The 22,126-nt window shown below is 70.1% G+C and carries 9 protein-coding genes and 1 tRNA gene; 7 read left to right on the top strand and 3 right to left on the bottom strand.

The window, feature by feature from the left end:
* Window positions 1-14 precede the first annotated feature (14 nt).
* Window positions 15-1,712, bottom strand: coding sequence for a TOTE conflict system archaeo-eukaryotic primase domain-containing protein (locus ACZ31C_RS01435; RefSeq protein WP_465793725.1), 1,698 nt, complete (start codon window positions 1,710-1,712; stop codon window positions 15-17).
* Between the two features lie 61 nt (window positions 1,713-1,773).
* On the opposite strand from ACZ31C_RS01435, the gene ACZ31C_RS01430 reads away from it, so the two are divergent.
* From ACZ31C_RS01430 to ACZ31C_RS01415, 4 genes are all read left to right on the top strand, one after another.
* Window positions 1,774-2,085: a hypothetical protein gene (locus tag ACZ31C_RS01430; protein ID WP_465793724.1), complete on the top strand. Its 312-nt coding sequence runs from the start codon at window positions 1,774-1,776 to the stop codon at window positions 2,083-2,085.
* Between the two features lie 7 nt (window positions 2,086-2,092).
* Window positions 2,093-3,244: a hypothetical protein gene (locus tag ACZ31C_RS01425; protein WP_465793723.1), complete on the top strand. Its 1,152-nt coding sequence runs from the start codon at window positions 2,093-2,095 to the stop codon at window positions 3,242-3,244.
* Between the two features lie 356 nt (window positions 3,245-3,600).
* The gene (locus tag ACZ31C_RS01420) at window positions 3,601-4,806 is read left to right on the top strand and encodes an IS110 family RNA-guided transposase (RefSeq protein ID WP_465793722.1); all 1,206 of its coding nucleotides are present in this window, start codon (window positions 3,601-3,603) and stop codon (window positions 4,804-4,806) included.
* A gap of 187 nt (window positions 4,807-4,993) precedes the next feature.
* Window positions 4,994-5,066: transfer RNA gene (locus ACZ31C_RS01415), tRNA-Arg, on the top strand.
* A gap of 76 nt (window positions 5,067-5,142) precedes the next feature.
* On the opposite strand, the gene ACZ31C_RS01410 is transcribed toward ACZ31C_RS01415, so the two are convergent.
* Window positions 5,143-17,157, bottom strand: a complete 12,015-nt coding sequence (locus ACZ31C_RS01410; protein ID WP_465793721.1) for a hypothetical protein — start codon at window positions 17,155-17,157, stop codon at window positions 5,143-5,145.
* A gap of 270 nt (window positions 17,158-17,427) precedes the next feature.
* Here ACZ31C_RS01410 and ACZ31C_RS01405 point away from each other — a divergent pair, with 270 nt between their 5' ends.
* The 3 genes from ACZ31C_RS01405 to ACZ31C_RS01395 are packed head-to-tail and all read left to right on the top strand — an operon-like array spanning window position 17,428 to window position 20,926.
* Window positions 17,428-17,763 carry a WXG100 family type VII secretion target gene (locus ACZ31C_RS01405; RefSeq protein ID WP_465793720.1) on the top strand — a complete coding sequence of 112 codons (336 nt, stop codon included), beginning with the start codon at window positions 17,428-17,430 and terminating at the stop codon, window positions 17,761-17,763.
* Window positions 17,764-17,799: 36 nt separating this feature from the next.
* Window positions 17,800-18,111 carry a WXG100 family type VII secretion target gene (locus ACZ31C_RS01400; protein WP_131051369.1) on the top strand — a complete coding sequence of 104 codons (312 nt, stop codon included), beginning with the start codon at window positions 17,800-17,802 and terminating at the stop codon, window positions 18,109-18,111.
* A gap of 58 nt (window positions 18,112-18,169) precedes the next feature.
* Window positions 18,170-20,926, top strand: a complete 2,757-nt coding sequence (locus ACZ31C_RS01395; protein WP_465793719.1) for a discoidin domain-containing protein — start codon at window positions 18,170-18,172, stop codon at window positions 20,924-20,926.
* A gap of 10 nt (window positions 20,927-20,936) precedes the next feature.
* Here the strand turns inward: ACZ31C_RS01395 and ACZ31C_RS01390 are convergent.
* Window positions 20,937-22,126, bottom strand: a 1,190-nt coding sequence (locus ACZ31C_RS01390; RefSeq protein WP_465793718.1) for a WXG100 family type VII secretion target, incomplete at its 5' end; no start/stop codon positions are given.

Below are 22,126 nucleotides of genomic sequence, written 5' to 3'. Positions count from 1 at the left end.
ACGGGTCCGAGTTGCTAGGTGACGAGTTGGCCGAGGCCGTCGCGTCGGGTGGGGGTGGCGGTGAGGCCGAGCCAGAACTGCGCGGCGATCCGTTTGACCGAGTGCTCGTATGCGGCGGCGCCGAGGTGGTGGCATTCGTCGACGATGACGTGCCCGTACCCGTTGGTCAGAGTGGCGACGTCGTCGCGCCGCGTGAGGGAGGGCAGCAGTGCGATGTCCACCGTGCCGGTGAGCTTGCGTCGGCCGCCGCCGAGTTGACCGGGCTTGATGCCGAGGAACTGTTGGATGCGGGTGCGCCACTGGTCGGCGAGGGCCTTGCGGTCGACGAGGACGAGGGTGGAGGTGTTGCGTTCGGCGATCACGGCGCAGGCCATGACGGTCTTGCCGGAGCCGGGTGGGGCGACCAGGATCCCGTCGTCGTGGGCGAGAAGTGCGCCGACCGCAGTGGCCTGTCTGCTGGTGAGTTCGGCGGTGAACGCGATGTCGATCTCGGCGCCGGAGTTTCGTGCGTCCGTGACTGCCAGCCGCGATCCGGCGCGTTCGACGATGGTGGCGATGGTGTGCCGCAGCCCCCGTGGGAGTACCAGGCGGTCATTGAGGGTGAGGTCGTAGCCCTGGATGAAGCGTGGGGTGTCCCAGGTGGACTTGCGTAGTCGCTGCAGCTCGTAGAACTTCGGGTTGGCCATGGCAGCGGCGTGCTTGAACGTCGCCAGCGCGGCGGGGGTGAGCTGCCTGGCGTCGATGCTCAGCCCGGCACCGGCCTCCGCGTGGACCACCGGCGGCAGCGGTGGATGGACCTGGGTCGCGGCGGACCGGCTCATCGTGGCGAGGTCAGCACCGGTGACGGCTTGCTTCGCTTGCCGGGCGACGTGTTCGGCGTCGCCGGGGCTGAGCCGGTCCAGCGTCGACAGGAACGCCCACTGGTCCGCGTGAGGCTCGAGCGTGCCGAGGTCGAGAAAGGTGGTCAGTCCGTCCTTGCGGCGGTGGCCCTGCAGGGGTACGGCGATGAGGTTGCCAAAGCCACCCTCAGGCAGCACGTCCTGGTTGGGGAAGAGCCGATCGTACGACCGCAGATCCATCGACCCGCGCAGCACCATCGCCTCCCGCAGCAGGACCGTGCCGACGGCCCGCGCGGTGGCCGCGGCAACAGCACCGGTGAAGAAGACCCACACGTGGGCACCGCGGCCTGACTGAGAGATTTCCAACGCAGCAGGCACCGCGCTGGCTCGCGCCGCCTTCACGTACGCGAGGGCGTCGAGCATCGCCGTCGGACCGTCGAAGTCGGCCACGACGAAGTGGCAGGTGTTGCCGGGCATCAGCGGGTACAGGCCCATGAACACGTCGCCGACCAGATGCGCCGCGACGACCTCCGTCGTGCGGGGCAGGTAGGTGGCACCGCGCCGGTCCATGCCCTTGCGCCAGCCTCCGGCTACCGCGGGCATCCACCCGGCAGCGCCGGTACGGGCGTTCTCCCAGCGTACGGCGTACACGTCGGTTCGGGCCCGGAACCGGTCGGCGAACAACGCCAGCTTGTCCCGAGTCGGTGAAGCCATGGTGACCAGCCCTGGAGGCTCCACCGGCGCGGACAACTGCTCCGGCGCCACAGACTTGTCCTGGCCGCGCAACTCCAGCAGACGCGCCAGCCGGGCGTTCTCCGCCCGTAACCGCTCCACCTCCCGCCGAAGATCGACGAACTCGGCCACCGAACCCATGCCGACCATCCTCGCGCACCAGGCTCCGAACTCCCCGACACCGGTCCGCTAGCCTCCGCGGATGACATCGAAGGGAACCGCCGCGCTGGAGGCGATGGTCGGGGAAGCCACCGTCGACGCGTACGGCGACGACGAACAGCTCACCGGCCTGTTCACCATGATCGAGGAGCATCTGGTGGTGCCGTTCACCACCACCGTCCTCGGCGTCGAGGTGACCGTGCGCAAGGTCGACCTGACCGCAGACAGCATCGTCGCGGTCTGCGCCCGAGGCCACCACCAGCAGAAGATCGACCTCCTCGACCTGCCGCTACCCACCCCCGCGCCGGACGGCGCCGGGTGGATCGACGCCTACCGGCACTGGGCCGGGAGGTAGGCCGGTAGTGAGTGAGTATCAGTACTACGAGTTCACCGCCGTCGACCGGCCCCTCAGCGGCCAGGAGCGGGCCGAGCTGCGGTCGTTGTCGACCCGGGCCGACATCACCGCCACCAGCTTTGTGAACACCTACGAGTGGGGCGACTTCAAGGGCGACCCCCGCAAGCTGATGGAACGGTACTTCGACGGGCACCTGTACCTGGCCAACTGGGGCACCCGCCAGCTCATGCTGCGGCTACCGAAACACGTGCTCGACCCCGCCACCGTCGCCCAGTACTGCCAGGGTGACAGCGCATCCGCGTGGACCGCAGGCAAGCACGTCATCATCGACCTCCACGACGAGGACGAGGACGGCACCGACGAGTGGGACCTCGACGGCCACGGCCTGCTCACCTCGATCATCCCGGTCCGGGCCCGCCTCGCCGCCGGCGACCTGCGCCTGCTCTACCTGGCCTGGCTGCGCTGCGTACAGTCCGCCGAGATCGCCGACGACGAGCCCGAACCGCCCATCCCCGCCGGACTGAACACCCTCGACGCGCCCCTCACCGCCGTCGCCGAGTTCCTGCGCATCGACCCCGACCTGATCACGGCCGCGGCGGCCGGGTCGGCACCGGCCGCCTCCGGTGAACCGACCGCCGCGCAACTACGCACCTGGGTCGTCGGGCTGCCCGCCCGGGACAAGGACACCATCCTGACCGACCTGATCACCGGCGGCGACAGCCACCTGCGCAGCCAACTGCTACGCCGCTACCGCGCCGCGCACCGCACCGATGCCCCCGTCCCGGCAGCCGCCCGCACCGTCGGACAACTGCTCGCCACCGCCGCGGAGTTGCGCGCCGAACGGGAACGACGGGACGCCGAGCAACGCGAACGCGACCGGATCCGCCGCGAACGGTCCGCCGCAGCCGCCCGGCAGCGGCACCTCGACACCCTCGCAGTCGACCAACCCGCCGTCTGGAAGCGGGTCGACGAACTCATCGCCACGAAGAAACCCCGCGAGTACGACACCGCCGTACAACTCCTCGTCGACCTACGCGACCTCGCTAAACGAGACGGAGACAGCACATCGTTCCGGCACCGGTTGGCCGAGTTACGGGCAGTTCACGCCCGCAAGCCCAGCCTGCTCGAACGACTCAACCTCGCAGGCCTTGACACCTGACGCTTGGTTCGACGACCGGCGACCGTCACCGAGGCGCGCAAGATCGTGGACAGCTCGACGTTGCGGCGCGGCACCCCTGATAGCAGCGGCTTGGGCTCCGGGTGCCCGTTGGGACCCGCAACCGGACATCGAACTGTGTCGTTTGCCGGGATGGACCCGGAGGGTCGGGTGACTGTCTGGGTGTGTGCTGCCGATGTCATGGCCAGCTTGGAGTAGGACGCCCCGGCCCTCGCTGATGACCGCTGTATCAGCACTGGATGGAGACTTGCGACCGATCGCCCTTTCCGAAGTTGTGGCTACTGAACCGCGGCGGGTCCACGCCCCTTGACCAGCAAGAGCGAAGAGGGTGATGCCCGATGGGCAGCCTGTGGGCCGGCGTCGACGTCGGCAAGACCCACCACCACGTGTGCGTCGTCGACGACGACGGCACCGTCGTTCTGTCCGAGAAGATCCCCAACGACCAGCAGGCCATCTCCGGCATCGCCGGACGGCTCGGTAAGCGCCGTAAGCCGATCCGCTGGGCCGTCGACCTGCGGGGTGGACCTGCCTCGCTGCTGTTGGCGATCCTGTTCGATCGGGGCGCGGACGTGCGCTACGTCAGCGGCACCGTCACCTCGCGGATGGCGGAGGCGTTCCACGGCGACCGCAAGACCGACGCTCACGACGCGTACGTCATCGCCCAGACCCTGCGCATGCGCGGCGATCTACCGACCCTCACCCTCGCGGACGGGGTGCAGCAGCAGCTGAAGCTGCTCGTCTCCCGCCGCCTCGATTTGGTCGCCGATCGGGTTCGCATCACCGCCCGCATCCAGGACCTCCTGGCCATGATCAGCCCCGCCCTGGAGAAGACGCTGAACACGCGCAGCAAGGGCGCACTCCGGCTCCTCGCCCAGTGGCAGACCCCCGGCGGGCTGCGCCGTGCTGGCGAAGCTTGCATCCTGGCCTACCTGCGCCAGCACGGCGTGCGGGCCGCCAAGGCGCTGACCGTCAAAGTCCTCACTGCCGCGCGGACGCAGACCGTCGCCGTCGCGGGGGAGGCCACTGCGGCCGGGATCGTGGCGCAGATGGCGACCGATCTGGAAGCGGTCAACGACCGCATCGTCGCCATCGAGAAAACCATCACCGCGGTGGTCGCCGAGCACGAACTGGGAGAGATCGTCACCAGCCTGCCCGGCATCGGCACCACCCTCGCCGCCGAGTTCCTCGCCCACGCCGGCACCCTCACCACCTACCCGAGCGCCGCGGCGCTCGCCGCCCACGCCGGGCTCGCCCCGATCTCTCGCGACTCCGGACGCCGGCAAGGTCATCAGATCCGGCCGCACCGATACCACCGGGGTCTACGCCGGGTGTTCAGCATGTCCAGCTTCACCGCCCTGACCCACTGCCCACGATCACGCGCCTACTACGACAAGAAACGAGCCGAAGGTAAGAGCCACCGCCAAGCCACCGCAGCCCTGTCCAGACAACGCCTCAACGTCCTCTGGGCCTGCATCCGCGACAAGACCCCCTACCAGCCCAAACGACCAAGATCAGCAGAGGTGGCGCTGTGTGAACTCGCGTAGAGACTCCCGCAGCCGGTGACCGTAGGTGAACGGCGTCGCGCGACCGTGGCCGCCGGTGACGGACGGCCCGGTCGGCCCGGCGATGTGCGGTCGGTGTGTGATCCGCTGGTGGCGGTGCCAGCGCTGATCACCCCGGGAGCTTCCTGCGGTACGCTGACAGCCGCCGCCGAGCGGCGTCGATCGTCCGGCCCTCGTAGCTCAGGGGATAGAGCATCGGTTTCCTAAACCGTGTGTCGCAGGTTCGAATCCTGCCGGGGGCACCTCAAAGATCAGCAAAAACGCCCTCCGGCCTGCGGACACGCTTCACGCCGATCGGTCGAAGTGTCCGCTGCGGGGCTAGCAGCTCGTCAACCTCTCGATCAGCAGGTTCAGCAACTCCTCGTGCTCGGGTGCTGACATACCGTTACGGTCGGGGTGGCCGGGAATGCCGAACCTGAGCACCCGATCGCGTAGCTCGTCCATCCGGTCCACCCAGAACGCTTTGTCGAGCGGATCGAGTTTGCAGGCGTCCACCGCGTCGATCTCCGGCCAGCCTCCGGTCGGCTCGGGAGTCCCTGCTCTCGTCACCGACATCCTCAGCACGCGGTGCACGGCGGCGAAGGCCATCGCGTTGCCCTGTCCGTAGTCGAAACCGGCATGCTGGCCCTGCGTCGGGTGCTCGCCGCGCTCCACGACACCCCATGCCAGCATCACTGCCAGCTCTCGGAACGCCTCTCGTTCGTACATCATGCGGAGAAGTTGGTCGTTCCACGGTCGGCGGGCCTGCCGATCGGGTCTCACCTGTAGGTAGTCGAAGGCGAACGCCGTCGGCACTGGGCCCGTCGGCACCAGCCACGGCTGCGTACCGTCGGGGTCCATCGCTGTTTCGGGGCGGTGCAGCGCGTCGGTCGGCCCCGCCACGCCGCCGCCGAGATCCACCAGCTCGAGGATCGCGCGGTAGGGAGCCGCCACGCGGTTCTCCGGATCGTGGTGACTGAGGGCGCGCATCGCCTCGATGCTCTCCTGCTGATTCAGTTCGGCGACGTGCTGCTGGAGGTACTGCTGGGCATCCGGCCAGTCCGCCTGCCGCAGCCATCCGGTCAGTACCTCCGGCACGGTGAGCAGTGGGGTGGCCGGACCCGGCATCTCGGTTGTGCTCAAGATGCCCGGAGTGCCGCGAAGGGACCACAACTCGTCCGCGAATCGCTGTGCCGTACGTCGGGTCAGCTCGGAGACGTCCTCACCCGTTGGCGGTGAGAGGGTCAACGACAGTCTCGCGTCCGCCGGTACACCTGCGGCGGTGAGTTCGTCGTTGAACCTCGCCGGTCCGTAGTGGCGGGCGCCGGCGACCAGTTCTGCTGTGGCGGGGTCCAGGGTCGCGAAGGCCGAGACGTAGCTCTGGTAACGCGGCATCCATTCGATCACCGGCGGGGGAGCAGGGTCGTCGACATGTGGCAGGTACACCCCGGCCCGGACCGGCACCAGCACCGGCTGCCGCTGCACCGCCACCGGCACCTCGGCAGGGTCTGGCGGTCTGCCGGTCATCGGCTCAGCCTCGTCCGTGGCGGTGCCGTCGGTCAGCAGACCGGCGAGGCCCGCATCGGCGAGCTTGGTCCTTGCCCAGCTCAGCAGGTTGTTCCGGGCGTTCTCTGCGCGCTCCTGCGCCGGGTCGTCGCTGTGGAAGCCCTGCCGCTCAGCCAGCCGGTCCAACCGGCCGACCAGGACCTCGACGTCGCTCTCCGTCGGATCGGCGTCGGCGAGGTCCAGCAGTACGTCGACCACGTGGCTGAGCGTCAGCCTCTCCACGATCGCGATACCGTCGCTCGACACCAACACATCAGCCTCGGCGGACGGACTCTCGTTCTCGAAGGCGTGCTGGAACAGCCGCACGTCCTGATCACCGATCTGATGGGCAACCGCCGTGTCCAGGGGTAGCACCGCCGGCTTCGGGCCGAGGTATCCGAGCCGGTGGACGATTTCCTCGGGCCTGAGGTCGGCGCCGACAGTGGCCACCGTGCCGACCCGCCGGCCCAGGACCCAGACTGTCCATGGGGTCTCCTGCCCTGGTACACCGATGACGATCCGAGCGGCACCGGAATACGGCAGCTCCCGCTCCGGGTGGCCGGCCGGGCGGATCCAGAGACGGTCGCCGACCGGCACGATGTGCCAGCCCGGCAGCAACTCGTGTCTCCCGTCACCGACGTGTGCCAGAGCAAGGTCGGCGATCAGCAGTTCGTGGCGCTGTGGTGTGGGATGGACGGTGTAGTACGCCGCGAACGGGTGGAGAGTTGGCGTGTGGACACGGGTGTGGGCCACGAAGTGATCGGCCAGGTCGGCGGGATCGACCAGGTGCGCGGCCAGCGCCAGTGTCCGGTCACCACCCACCAGTCCGGCAAGCTCCACGGCCTGGGACGCGCTCACCGGAGCGGACATCACCAGCTCCACGGTCGAGAATTCTGGCAGGCCATCGCGTACCTGCGTCAACACGTGGGAGGCGGTGGCCGGATCCACCACCTCCACGACGTCGAGGCGACGGGCCGGATGCGTCATCCGTGTCGGCGGATCCGTCCGGGACCCCGCCGGGCGCACGAAGGTTCCCGCCGGGCCCAGGTCGACCATCTCGAACCCCGGGACCTCCGACACTCGCCTGGTCGGCGTCGTCCGCCAGTCCCGCAGCGAGCCAGCCTCCGTGAACTTCTGCTCGAGAAGTAGCTGCGCCTCGGCTACCGAATCAACATCGATGGTGGAGGCCATCACGTCGGCGTGCTGTCGTTGTGCGGCGGCCACGCCCTGCGTCAGTCGGTGACGCAGCCGGGGCGACCTCTCCAGAGGCCCGATGGTCGAGAGTCGATGGGCTGTCATCAGGATTTCGCGTTGCGCGCTGTCGCGGGTGGCGGCAGCACGCGCCCGTACGTGGGCGTAGTCGGACGGCCAGGCTTCCAGTCGGGTGTCTTCCCCGACACGCGTGTCCCACAGGTGGCGCGCGACATGGTGGGCCGTCGTGTGTTTGCTCATGTCCGGTGGTGAGGACTCTGCCCGGGCCTGCATCGTGATCACTTCTGCGACGAGCAGTTGTTGCATCAGCTCGATGAGTGCGCCGTCGACAGAGGTGACTGCGAGGTCCAATCTCCAGCGTCTCGGGTCGAATGTTGCCTTGTCACCGAAGTCGACAAAGTCGACGAAAGTGGGCATCGGCGGTACGTCGACCCATTTGACGAGCAGGTCCACCAGCTTGGCCCACGCCATCCGCCGCTCGTTCCAGCCCCGACCGCCGTCGAGAATCGAGTAGCGCTCGCGTACCCAGCTCCGGGCGAAGTCCCAGAGGTGCGTATCCAGTGTGTCAGCGTGCCGCGCTGGTACCGAGGAGGACGGGTCCGCGCTGATGAGCGGCCCGTACGCCTGGTACGTGTCGGGGCGGAACCGGTCCGTGTCGGTGCGGAACAGGTGCAGTGCCGGGCGGGGCCCGGGATGCGTCTGCTCGACCGGACTCTGGTCGCCGTGCACGATGATGTTGATGTCGAGTGCCCTGGCGATGACTGCGGGAAGGTGTCGCCCCAGTGCCGTCAGTTGGAGGTCGACCCGTTCGATCCCCGCCTGCAGGTGACGGGCACCGGATGTCGCGCCCTCCGACGCCAGCTGCGTCAGCTGTACGCGGGCATGGTCGAATTCGATGACGGCCCGTAGGAGCCGGGCATTGAAGGTGGGAGTCGGCCGCTCCACACGCCGGGCGAACTCCGCCCGCCACTGGCTGCGCCGGTGCTCGCGCGTCCGCGCGCTCCTTGCCGCCAGCGCCGCCTTCCGGATCGTGTGATCGTCCGCGTCGGGCATCCGACGCCGTACGACGGCCGACGCTTCGGCCTGCCACCCATCGAGCTGCTCGGGCGTCGGCTCCGCCGGACGGAAATCGGCCAGGAGCGCGGTCGACGTGCTGAAAGGCAACTCCTCAGCCAGCAGAGCGCCTCGTCCTCCCGCCACGTCGGCGAACCGCGCCGGCTCGGTCGCCACCACCCCCGTGACGACGTCACGCAGATGACTCGGCGTGCGGATCTCGGGTGGAATCGGAACACCCTGCCACGCGGCGGCATCAAGGACCGCCCCCAGCAACCCCCGGTGCGTCCACTGCCCGTTTCGGGCCTCCATCGACGTCGGGGCCGGGCGGAGTGGTTCGCGAGCCGCTGCGTTCAGCCGGTCCGCGACCACACGACGCAGCAGGTCGATCCGGCTCTCGCCGGCAGCGCTCAACCAGGGCCTTGTCTTCGACGTCAGCCAGGAGTTCACGGCCCTCAGCGCGATCACGTCCTCGACGGTGGCACCGCCGACGGCGGGAACGGTGTCCAGGACGCCCTGTGCCTCGTCCACCAGGGCCGGTATCGGACCGTGCTGCGACACGTCTACGCCCAGGTCACCCAGCCTGACCTGCTCGTTCCGGAATCGCTCGCGCCAGGCGCCGACCGTCGCACCGCTACGCTCCAACTCGTCCCAGAGCCCCGCCACGCTGGCCTGCCGCAGCTCCAACTCAGTGGCGGCATCGGTGACCGGTGGTGCCGTACGCAGGTACAGGTCGGCCCGCCGCTGGATGCCCATCAGGTGGTCCAGCGGAAGGCGGAGTGCCTCGCTGTCGGTGACGGCGTCGCGAGCTGCCATCTCCGGGTCCATGCCGGCGACTGCGGTGACGAACGCGGCGGGATGCTCCGACCTGACGGAGACCGGCCAGATCGGACGGTCGGCCATGCCCCGCACCGCTCCGTCCGCGTGGCCCGGCGGCGGATACCACGAGTTCAGGTGGAACAGCGCGGCGACCTGTGCGCGTCCGGCCGGGTCCAGATCCAGGGCTGCCAGCAATGACCTGAGCTGCGGTCCCCCCGACGGGTCGAGGAACCAACCGTGTACCTGCTGCGGCTCTGACCTGGTGGTGGCGAAGTTCGTGCCGACCGGATCCGCAGCGGAGTCGGGTAGGGCCGAGGCCGCCAAGGGGTCGCGCGTCGTGGCAGCCAGGAGCGCCCAGACCACGCGGACCCCTCCCTGTAGCCCGCCCAGCCCGGACGTCGGGATGCCGGGGTAGGTGAAGCCGACCTCGACGGCGTGAGGTCGCGATTCGGCTGCGGTCACCTCCGGCGGCTCCGCGTGGTTCAGCCAGGGCAGTTCCGGTGAACCGAACAGCCGGGTCAGCGTGTCCTCGTGGGCGCGGACGAGGCGGCCCAGCGCCGCCGCGACATCGACCGGCTCCCCGATCCCGGCTGTCGGCAGCGGGGCGTGATCGACCGTGATCACCATCTTGGAGACGGACACGCCGTACCGCCGCATGGCCTCGACCACGGCTCCGAGCGCTCGCCACACCGGTGGGCTGTCCACGAGATCCGTCGCGCGGATGACGAACATGTCGGCTTCATCCGGGTCGAACTCGGTCCGTAGCCGTGACCTACCGCCATACACAGACAGCGCAGACTCTGCGGCGGCCAGCGCATCGGCGAGTATCTCCCGACGATCCTTGGGGGCCACCCACGTCCACGGCTCGTGTGGCAGGTCGTCACTCCACGCGCCGTCGATGGTGAGAGCGAACGTCCGCCCGGACGCGGGATCGCCCAGGCCCCCCAACGCCTGAGTCAGGACGTACGGCACGGGTGGTGTGCCGGCGTTGATCCGGCGCCGTAGCCAGTCCACGGTCTCCGACGGTTCCGGCCACCTCTCGGACCAGTCCGAGGCGTACGCCTCGACACTCGCCGGCAGGGTCTCGGCCAGGAGGCGACCCTCCGGTACCTCGCGCGTCTGTGGCAGGGACTCCGGGATCGTCGGAGCGTCCCGGACCGGACCCAGTCCCCGTGCCATCGGGAACTTCGAGGCCACTCGCCGAGCCGGGAAGATGGTCAACAACGCTGCGGCCTGCGCGCGGGTCGACCCGTCCACGAGTAGCTTCACCAGCCGCCACCCGTCGAGGCCCAGTTCGAAGGCGTCGTCCGCGTGATCGCCGGGCGGCCGGAACGGCCAGGCCCACCACTGCGGCTCCGGGAACGGTTGACGGGCGAGCTCCACCAACTCCGCGAATATCCGTAACCCGGCCTGTCGCACGCCGGGCCACAGCAGGTCCCCCCGGGCGCTCATGCGAAGCCTGACGACGTCGGCGGAACTCCAGGCCACGTCGAAAGACAGGCCACTGTCCCTGCGGTGGGCGCGGAGGAACCCGGCGAGGCTCGCGAAGCCGTACTGTGGCGGCGGGCTGCTTCTGCTCGCCAGGCCGATCTGGCTCATCGCGTTGAGATGCGAGTAGTAGAGGTGGGCCAGGCGGAGGTATGCGGCGGCGTCCGCGCCGTACCCCGTCCTGATCTCGGCCGTTGCCTTCTTGAGAGTGAATCTCAGATCCCTCAGTGTGTCGAGCACCTGCGCAAGGTCGGTCCATCCAGCCTGCTCGTGGCCGAACGTCAACTTCAACGAGTATTGACCGTCCGTGGGGCGCCCGACACTCACACCGGCGATGTCCGACAGGTGAGCGAACGCTCTCGCCGCCTCCGGTGAATGTTGGTCAAGGAACGACAGGAGTTTGATCGACATGCCGTCCGGCACGGGTGCGTCCGGGAGCAACGGGCTCAGCCACTTGTGCGGTGCGGAGCCGGGTCCCGCCGCCGCGCCCATCGCCCGGATCAGACCGGCGACATGCTGCGGAACGTCCTGTCGGGCGGCACGGGCGATGATCCGGCGAAACAGCTCAGCGCGCCGATCCGACGCGGCGTACCGCAGGGCTGCGGCGCTGACCTCGGCGACGTCGCCTCGGGTGAGGGTCGCCGAGCCGTCGTGGTTCCACACCGGCCACAGGTCCGACGTGTCGAGTCCGTACTTCTCCTCGTCGGACCGCCGCCAAGTCTGAAACGCCCCGATCACCCGGCGCGGCCCGGCCGGACCGGCATCAGACGCCTTCGGCGGCCGACTCAGGTTGGCGTAGACCGCCAGCGACTGTGTCGGGAGGTCCGACCTCGCGGCGACTTCCAACAGACCGCGGAGACCGAGCCAGCCACCGTCGTGGTTGAGCTGCTGGGCCAGCCTGGGTGGTACGTCGCCCTGCTCGAACACGATGTCGTACAGGTGGTCGGTGGGCGTGCCGGTCAACTGCCGCGCCGGCCAGTCCGGTCGGCTTCGGATCGAGTCGGCGACCGGGCCCACCGCGGCGAACCTCGGCGCACCGGCCTCGTCAGCGTCGTTGAGGCGCGCGAGGTCGTCCGCCGGGTTGAGTACTGCGGGGTCGACACCGAGGACGGAGGCGAGCGCGAACAGTCTGTCCGGCGGGACACCCAGCCGCGACGCATGCTCCTCAATGTCGGGCACCTGCCCGATCCGGAGGCTCAACCCGGTGACCCAAAAGGTGCTGATGCGCAGTCGTGTCGACAACTCGTGGCGCCGGTGGAGGTCGAGGCCGAGCTGATCGGCCACCTCCGACAGGGTCGTCAGGTACCGCTCGCGCTGGTGGTCGTTCAGGTCCGCCCACATCTGGTCGGCGAAGACCCTGTTCGGGCCGACGGCCGACTCGCTGCTCGTGTCGGTGTCCGACCCGCTGGTCATCTCGACATCGGAGTCGGTGTCCATCGCTGAACCTGGGCCGTCGGTGTAGGTGGCGTCCGGCAAACCCAGCACACTGGTCAGCCACCAACCGAGATCGACCTCGTCACCCGACCAGTCGGCCAGTGTCAGGCCCCAGTCGGTGAGGAACGCCAGCGGCACCTGCGCGAGCCAGAACGTGTCCGTCACATCGAAGCCGGCGTGTCTGGGCCACAACTGTCGCAGCACGTCGTCGGCGATCGCCGGGATCTCCTTGGGCAGGTCCTGTCGACGCGGCAACGTGGCCACGACCGGCCCGAGTTGGACCAGCGGCACATCCCACCGTGCGGCCATGCCGAACAGCTGCGTCACGGTGTCGGGATGGGCGTCCGGTGGCAGCGGCGGGATGTCGGAGACGCGCAGTCCACCCCACCGGCGGGCGTAGGCCAGGGCCGTCGGCACCGGCACCGCCAGATCACGGGCGGCGTCGAGTACGGCGACATGGTCCAGCCACGGACGGTCGATCAGGTCGCGCTCGACCTCGTGGCGCGGAATGCCCACCTGCTCGGCGAGCCACGGGGCCAGCCACAGGTCCGCGTCGCGTGCTGCCGGCAGCTGCGGGCGGGCCGGCGGAGGCTCGTCCTCGTCGAACCGGCGCGCCGAGTCGTCCATCGCCTGCTCCAGCAGCCCGATCCAGTCCAGGCCCGCGAGCCGCCGGTGATACTCCGTCACGTCGGCGTGGCCCACCCGGAAGTCGCTGAACAGCAGGTCGTGCAACTCGTTCGGGGTCAGCCCGTCGGCCCCTGACCCGTTGGGTAGGCGCGCCCCGACCCAGAAGGTCCACGACGGAAATGGCACCGGCTCACCGTTCGGCCCCTGTACGAGCAGGCGAACCAGGTGTTCGACGGTCAGTCGGTCGTCCGACCGCTCGGGCGCGTGTACCGCCAGCCGGTTCAGAAGCGACCGCATCGGCAGGAGATCCAGGATGTTCGCGTTCAACCGCCAGGACAGCTCCAGCGCGACCTGCGTCTCGATCCCGGCCCGATAGGCGAACCAGTCCAGGCGGTCCGGCACCTGGCCGGTCGTCGCGATCACGTCGAGCAGTTGCGCGATCTGATCCCTCGGCAGGCGCAGTTTGTCGACCATCCGGGCCACGCGCGGCAGGTCGACCAAGGGGAGCTCGGCCACCGCCCGGACCTGCTCCTCGGGCACCTCCCACCGGTCGGCCCAGCCGGCGGCCTCCCGCACGCTCAACCTCGTCGACGTCGTCGTCGACATCGGATCAGGTTCCAGATCGGCCGACTGCCGAATCAGCCGGGCGGGAGCCACCTCCGCCAGGAACCGCGCGATCTGAGACGTCGGCACGTTGCCGACCAGCTGGTATACGAGCGAGGGCAAGTGGCCGGACGGCAGGAGGTTGCTCAACTCGGTGACCGGGAATCCGAGCTTGCCGCTCAACTCCGCATACCGTGTGACGTGCTGCAGCGACTTGAACCCGAGTTCTTCAGCGATGAGTCGGACCTGATCCACCACCCGCTCGACCAGCGTCCCGACCTCGGCGGGCCGGACGCGGTCCGCCCTCATGTCGACCAACCCCGCCGCGGTCCGGATCATCTCTCGGATGGCCAACAGGCCGGCAAGATCGATCTTGCCTGCCGTCTCCAGTCGTGCGGACGGTGGATCCCCCGCTGCGTCGACGGGAGGGGCATCCGGAGCCGCCGGGTGCTCGCTCTCGGTGCCGGATGGGGCGACCGGCCCGAGGCTCAGCTGCCCGGCGAGCGCTTCGAGCGCCAGCAATCGCAGCTTGCGCCGCACATTTCGGGCCGACTCGTCCGGCCCGACCGAGACGAGGAACATTCCCAGTTCCTTCGCCACACCGACGATGTCATCGCCCCGGCGGACCTGATCGGCGGCCCAGGCGACAGACCGTTCGGCCAACCCGTCCGGGAGGGTGTGCACCAGTTCCAGCGGCACCCCCCGCTCGCTCAGCCAGCGGAACGACGGAAGATCATCCATACCCAGTCCGAGCCGGACGCTGAGCTCGGCCAGGAACACCACCTCGACATCGGTGGACACCCCGACCGGCCCCAACCGCGCACGCAACCCGGTCAGCAACTCGTCGGCTCGGGCGGCCCTGGTGCCGGTGGCACGCGTAAGCACCACGGTGACCAGTTCCTTACCGACGATCCGCAGGGCGCCCGGCGGTAGACCGAGATCCTGAGCGACCGCGTACCACGCCCGTCGGACCGGTTCCACGAGATCCGCTGAGGCGCGCTCCGCCGCAGCCCGCTCCGTCGAGTCGGTCGGGAGCGGCCCATGCCACGCCGAGATCGCGTCGACCGTGAGATCGGTGACCTCGTCCGGGTCCGGCACGCTCTCGATCAGACGTACCCACTGCCGCGTCCTGGCCTCGTCCGGGCCCGTCACACCCAGGTCGCTGACCAACCGGGTCCACGTGTCGTTGTGGAAGAGGTCGTCGGTCTGCGGCTGCTGACTCCCGGTCGGGGCCGCCGCCGTTGCCGACTCGTCCTCCGCCGGCACCCGCTCGTACGGCGGTGGCGGCGTTCCGTGCACGAACTGGTCCGCGGTAGGAGCGTCCATTACCAGCTCCAGAGCACCGTCGAGCCGGAAGACAAGCTGCGGCAGACCATGCACGTCCGTCGGCTCCAGCTGCACCAGCAGTCCGACACGTACCCGTTGGTGGACAGCGTCGTGGCTGCTGAGCGTGCCCAGCGGCATCGCGTCGACCAACGCCGCCCGGACCCGCAGCGGGCCCGCCGCTGCGCCCCGGGCGCGTAGCGCTTCGCCCAGCAGACCTGAGAGACCCGGCCCGGACAGCATCTGGTGCAGTGTGTCGGCCTGCATCAGCTGCCGACCGGCCGCCCGCCAGTGACCCGTCGCGATCTCTGCGACGACTGCGTCGTGCAGCGCCCGCACCGGCACCGGATCGATGGCACCCACGTGGGCCTGCCCGCCCCGCACCGCCTCCGGTGGAAGATCCAGCACCCCCAGCCCCAGCCGGGCCGCTGTCGCGGCCAACTCCTCACCCGCACCGACCAGTTCGGCCCCCCGCCGCACCACCCGCAACCCCGGCCCGGTCAACACCTCGTCCGACACCAACGCACGCAGTTCCACCAGCGCCGAGCGGACCACCGGCAGGCCGGCCGGCGGCGTCCGTCCGAGGTGCTGCCAGCGCACCGTCACCAGCAACGGAGCGGCATACCACTGTGCGGATCCCGCTGCCTCCACGTGCTGGTACGCGCCGACTGGCTCCGCGCGGACCAGCAGCCGGACCTCTCTGCCCACCGGCCCGCTCCCGCGCGCCGGGCGCAGCGCCACACCGTTGTCGAACAGGCCGGACGAATGCCACGCCGCCAGCTGCCCAACGCTCAAGAGGTCGGACAGCCCGCCACGCCGACTGGTAACCGCGGCACCAAAGGTCACGACCTCCCAGCGGACATCCCGCAGATGCGCCGCGTGATCGGCAACCAGCCCGGCCGCCAATGCCGCCACCCGGTCCGGCGTCGTATCGTCGGCTGCGGACGAGGTGTCGATGACCATCCGGTCCGACGTCGCATCGTCGCTTCCGGACGACGAGTCGATGTCCATCCGGTCCGACGTCAATTCGTCGGCGGCATCCTCGGTCCCGGGCCGTGCGTTGATCGCCATTTCATCGACGATCAGCGGAAACTCGCCCGGCATCAGCACGGCAGGTGGCAAGGGACCGACCGCGACGGGCTCCTCGGCAGGCATGGGCGGGCTGCCGTCCAGGTCCAAAAGCTCGTCTGGCTGCTTGGCCAGCATCCCCCCGCTGGTACCCACTGGGGCTGTTCCTCCGGGCACCGGCACCTCGACCGCGTCGCGCCGCAGGGCGTCCAGGGTGGTCGCCTCTCCGGCCGCGTCGACCACCACGATGCGGGTCGCGGGATCACGAAGCGCCGCCGCCACCCAGCCGTCACCCACCGGCACGACGGTCGGCCCCGCGGCACCACCCGGAGCGGGCGACGCACCGAACCACCGCACCACCCCGTCGCGCGCTACCAGCCAGCCCACGTCACTTGTGCCGGAACCGGGTCGCAGGCGCACCAACGCCGTCGAGTCGGGAACCCGCAACAGGCTGTCGAGCAGCGTGTCGACATCGTCCGCCGGCACGAGTTCGCCACCCGTCGCCGTCAGCACGTCGGTCACCGACGCCGGCATCACCTTGCGCCTCAGCGCCGCCTCATCCACCCCTGGCGGCAGTCCGTGACGGACCAGACGGAACGCCAGCGCCGTGGCCGCCGACGGCGCCGCGGCCCGCAACCGCTGCTGCGACTCCGCCAACCGGCCGGCCAACGTCTCGATCCGGGCCCAGGGCGGTCCGGTCCGGTCCGACGCGATCTCGATCGCCGCGCCCATCGCCTCCCGCGCCGCGACGTGCGACCACGGCAGTCCCCGTACCGCCACGGCGTCGTCCCACGACGTCTCCCGGCCCTGCGGATCCACCGGCACCAGCCGTGCCGAGCGCGCCGACCCGACCGGTACCTGCACCTGCACCCGGTACAGATCCGCGAGCTTCTCCACCGCCGTCGCGTCGTCCACCAGAGGTCGCCCGTCGACCGCCCAGCGCTCGACCTTCCACGGCACCAGCACCAACTGGTCGGGGAACGGCTGGCTGTGGAGGAAGTTCGCGCCCACCGCCGAGCGGGGCACCTCCTCCGCCAGGAACACCAGGGCCGCATCCGCCGGAGGAGTCGTGGCGAGCGAGGCCGCCATCGCCCCCGGATCTCCCGTCTGCGTCAGGTCGCCGGTGAGCACCAGCCGGCCCGGCACCACCAGAATCTCCCGGCAACCGTGAACGACCGGCATCCCCTCACCCCCGGATCGTCTCTCCGGCATGTCAGCGTCGACTACGCCGGCCACGCGACCTGGTGTCGGCCGAGCATCCCCGCCGCACCCTGGCATGGTGCCCCAGACCGGCGGTAGTCCCTTTATGTCCTGGCCGGGCGTCCTCACCGTCCGGTGCGGCCGGTGTCCCTGGAACTGGTGACTGTGCCGGTCCCGTACCGGCAGGGCAGGCTGGGACGGGACCGCCGTCCGGACGGCCAGGGGGCCGAGCGGCATCGACCGGGAGGGCCTATGAAGCTAGTCGACATCACTCCGCAGATGCTGCTGGACGGTTCGCAGTCCTGCACCGACACGGCTGCACAACTACAGGCGCGGCTCGCGACACTGCGACGGGACGTGGACGACCTTGCGTCGTACTGGTTGGGGCCGGGTTCCAAGGCGTACAAGGCCACCATGGAGGAGTACGACACCTGTGGCCGGATGCTCAACGACGCCCTGAACGGGATCTCCCGGGGCCTGCAGCGCAACGCGGGCAACTACGCCACGGCCGACGAGGCGACGGTGCGCACCATGCCCGAGATCAACGGCATTCCGGCGGCCCGCCTCGGGCCCGAGCCCGGTGCCTGACCGGAATCGTCAGCCCGCCAGAGTAGAGGAGTTCGCGTGACCGACAGTATGGGTAGTCGCATCCGGGTCCCCCCGGAGCTGGAGTTCGCCGGCGCCAGGCTCAAGAGTACGGCCGACGAACTGGTCGACATGCTCGCCACCCTCAAGGCCAAGCTGGTGCCGCTGGAGGAGAGCTGGGTCGGCGAGGCGCGCGAGGAGTACGTCGGACTCCAGGGACAGTGGAACGCCGGAGCGAACGGTCTGTTCGGCGTGGACGGTGCGCTCGGTGACATCGCCAACGCCGCCAACCTCGCCTGGAACAACTACTCGGAAGCGGAGTTCTCGAACCTGCGCACCTGGCGCGGCTGACGATCACCGCAGGCCGGGGGTCTTGAACATCCGAGACCTCCGGCTCGTAGTATTCGGCATGATCCGTGATCAGCGAGGCCGTACCTCCGACGCGCAGTCGCCGCCGGAAACGGCCGAACCGGGTACCGAGTCGAACCCGGATTCGCTCGCGGACAGTAGTCGGTTCCGCAAGCTCGGCTCGGCCCTGAACTGGGTCGGTGACCGGGTGGCCGTGGTCGGCGCCGACCCGGCGGGAGTGATCGCCGAGGCGGCGACCGGGCTGGTGGCGGAGCGCGACGTCGTGACGGTCATCGGACCGCTGGACACCCCCGAGGACTGGTCGTTCGTCGAGACGGTGCTGCCCATCGCGGTGCCGCCCGGCAGCCGTGGCCGCGTCGCCGTGGCCGGTGCGGCCGGTCGCGGTCTGGTCGGTCGATTGGCCCGGGAGCTGACCGCGACGCTCGACGTACCCCGTGCCGAGGTGCTGCTCGTGCCCGGCGGGTCACTGTTCGCAGTGAACGGTTGGGTACGGCACACCCCGGACGGTGTGACCGCCCCGGCCGGGCATCGCAGCCCGCAGCCGTCCTGGGAGGACGACGTCGACGAGCTGTGCGCCACGACGTGCCCAGGGGACCTGGCACTGCTTCCGGTACCGGCCGGAATGTGGCTGTTCCGCCGGCTGCCGGGCACGCCGATGCCGGACTACGACGACCCCGCGTACGGGGTACCGATGGATGCCGACCGTCCGGTGCTGCTGCTCGGGCGGCCCGGCCAGCCGGAGCCGGAGGCGGAGGCCGTCGTCGAGTTCCTCGACCGACTCCCGTCGCGGCTGCGGCAGCAGATCGTGCTGGCCTCCTACGGAGCGGTGACCACGACGGCCACCGCGGCGACGAGCCTGGCCCGTCAGTCGGGTACCCCGGTCCAGGTGCACACCGGCCTGCCGGCGCGCACGCCCGACGGTCGGCCGACGAGTCTCGCCGTCGACCACTCGGCCGCCACCTGGGAACCGATCGCGACCGTCCTCAGCTTCCCGGCCGACGGCCCGGCCCGGCCCGTCGGACCGGTACGCGGACTCGACGGCTACCCGGAGCTGGCGGAGAACGTCTTCCGGCTCGGCGAACGGTGGGTGGCCGAGGTGACGCAGTCCGGCCTGTGGGTGCGGCCACCCGAGCAGGAACACGGCGCGCGCCTGGTGCGCTCGCATCCGTGGACCTCCGGCAAGGTGCGGATCTTCGTCGGCGTACCCGGCAAACCGCCGCGCTACCACGTGTTGCCGGTGCTCGGCGCGCTGCTGGGCCGGATGCCCGCCGAGACCCGTCGGCGGGTCGAGCTGTCGCCGGCCCGGTTCGCGGTGGCGGCCGGGGACGACGCGGTCTCGACGCCGGACTCGGAGCAGGACGCGCTGGCGGCCCCGGTGGTGCAGCGCACCGTCGTGCTGCGTGCCCCGCAGGCCGGTGCAGGTGGCACGAGCTCGGGTGCACCGGCGGCGCGGCCGAAGACGACGGGTGCGAAGCCGGGCGCTGCGCTCTCTGGCCGGGGCACGCCGATCGCCGGCCCGGGCACGCCGATCGCAAGCCCGATCACGCCGGGAGCCGGCCCGGAGACGCCGATCACCGGCGGAGTCTCGCCGATGTCCGGCCCGCCGACGTCAACCGGCGGCCCGGTCACCTCGAAGCCCGACCCGGTCTCGCCGACCGGTGGGCGGATTCCCGAACGCGGAAGGGCGATCGAGTCGGGCTCTGGGGCGGACGAGACGACCGCGCCGCTCGCGGGCGGCCACGCCGGTGGGATCGCCCCGGCCGGGCCTGACCCGGTGGCCGAGCCGACGACGCAGTATCCGATCCGTCCGGTGGCGCGCCACGAGGCCGTCCGTCCGGTCCGCCGCGACGAGCCGGGCCCGAAGCAGAGTGCGCAGGCCGAGCGCCCACCGCGTACCGAGGTGGCAGCGCCACCGGCCGGTCCGGACGACGAGCGGCGACACCCCTCCGGGTCGGGTCCGGTCGGGTCGGACGCGCGGCGTCGGCGTAGGCCCCGGTTGTCGGCCCAGATCCTGACCGCCGTCGCGGTCCTGACGGTGGCGGTCGCCAGCGGGTACGTGCTGAACCCGAACGGGCAACCGTCCGGCGCCGACACGCCGCCGGGGTACGCCGTACCACCGCCGCCGGGTCTGCCGGAGTTCCCCGCCGGAGCGCCGGTCGCCGCCGACCCGTCCGGCACCCCGGCCGACGATCCGTCCACCTCGGTCAGTCCCGCCTCGGGCAGCAGTGGCCAGACCAGTGCGGCTCCCGGCCCGAGCTTTCCCGGGCAGAGCCCGGCGTCATCGGGCGGCACCGACCGGGTGCCCGCACCGGTGGCCCCGCCCCGGCCCACCGGGTCGCCGTCGTCCGCGCCGAGTGCCAGCCCCCAGCCGGTGGCGTCGTCGGCGATGCCCGGTCGGGTGAACAGCTCGGGACGGAATCTGGCACTCTCCGGGACTGCCAGTGCGTCGAGCTTCGAGACCATCTATCGCCCGTCGAGCGCGATCGACGGCAACCGGGAGTCCCGGTGGGGCAGTGCGTTCACCCCGGACACCCAGTGGCTCGCCGTCGACCTGGGCGAACTCTGGCAGGTCACCGAGGTCCGGCTGCGGTGGGAGCGGGCTTACGCGACCGCGTACCGGGTCGAGGTGTCCGCCGACGGCGGGACGTGGCGGACGGTCTACCAGACCGCTAGCGGTGCGGGCGGGACCGTCGACATCGCCGTCACCCGTACTCCGGTCCGCTACGTCCGGATGGTCGGCACGGCCAAGGTGATGACCGGGTACGGGTACTCGATCCACGAGTTCGAGGTGCGCTGAGGACGGCGGCTCACCGGTTGTTGTTGGTGAGGTTCTTGGTGTTCTGCTCCTCGACGTCGGTGTACATCGTGTGGGTGTGCTTCATCCGCCGGATCGCCTCGTTGAGGACGTCGCGCACCTGCCCGCTCAGACCGTCGACCTGATCGAGCAACAGCGCGAAGTTCTTGCCGGCGGGGCTCATCCAGTAGTCGCGCAGCGTGCGGAACTCCTTGTTGATCTCGTTCAGCTTGGCTTCCAGCGCGTCTCGCTCGGTGGCGACCTTCTTGGCGGCATCGGCCAGCTTGTCCAGCTCGACGGCGAAGGTGAACTGGGTGCCGTCCGGGTTGATCTGGGTGATCGGCGTACCGTCCGCGTTGGTGATCACGGTGATCGAGGGCTTGCCGTTGTCGGTGTACGCCCACTTGATGTCGCTGCCACTGGTGCCGTACTCGATGGTGACCGTCTTGGTGCCCTGGGTGCCGAACGTCGGCCGACCCTCCGAGTCGAAGGTGGTGAACGTCCAGCCGTTCTGCTCCATGCTGGTGACCGCACCGTCCGAGTTGCGGAAGATGGTCGTGCCTCCGGAGTAGGTCCACTGGAAACCGCCGCCGGCCGTCGGTGTGATGGTCACCGTCTCCCGGGTCTCCGAGTTGACGCCGGACGTCGGCGCCCCGTCCTTGTACGTGATGACCCACCCGTCGCCACGGTCCTCGGTGAGGATCTGGCCTTCCGAGTTGTACGTCACGACGCTCTCGTCGTCGTACGTGTAGACGGTGTTGCCGTCCCGGTAGCTGATGGTGGCGGTGACGCCGGGCCGGTCCTCGGTGGCGGGGATGTCGACGTAGTGGGGGCGGTTGTCGGCGTCGAACTGGCTGTAGGCGGTGCCGTCGGCGCGTTCCTCGGTGACGATCTTGCCCTGGGCGTTGTACGTGACGACGGTGTCGTCGGCGTAGGTGTAGAGGGTGTTGCCGCCTTCGTAGCTGATGTCGGCGCTGGTGGCGGGTCGTTCTTCGGTGGCGGGGATGTGGATGTGGCCGGGGCGGTTGTCGGCGTCGAAGTCGCTGTAGGTGGTGCCGTCGGGGCGCTGTTCGCTGACGATCTTGCCGCCGGCGCCGTAGGTGATGACGGTGTCGTCGGCGTAGGTGTAGAGGGTGTTGCCGCCTTCGTAGCTGATGTCGGCGCTGGTGGCGGGTCGTTCTTCGGTGGCGGGGATGTGGATGT

Source organism: Micromonospora sp. NPDC023869 (genome assembly GCF_055559695.1).
This window is presented reverse-complemented; position numbering and strand designations above follow the sequence as displayed.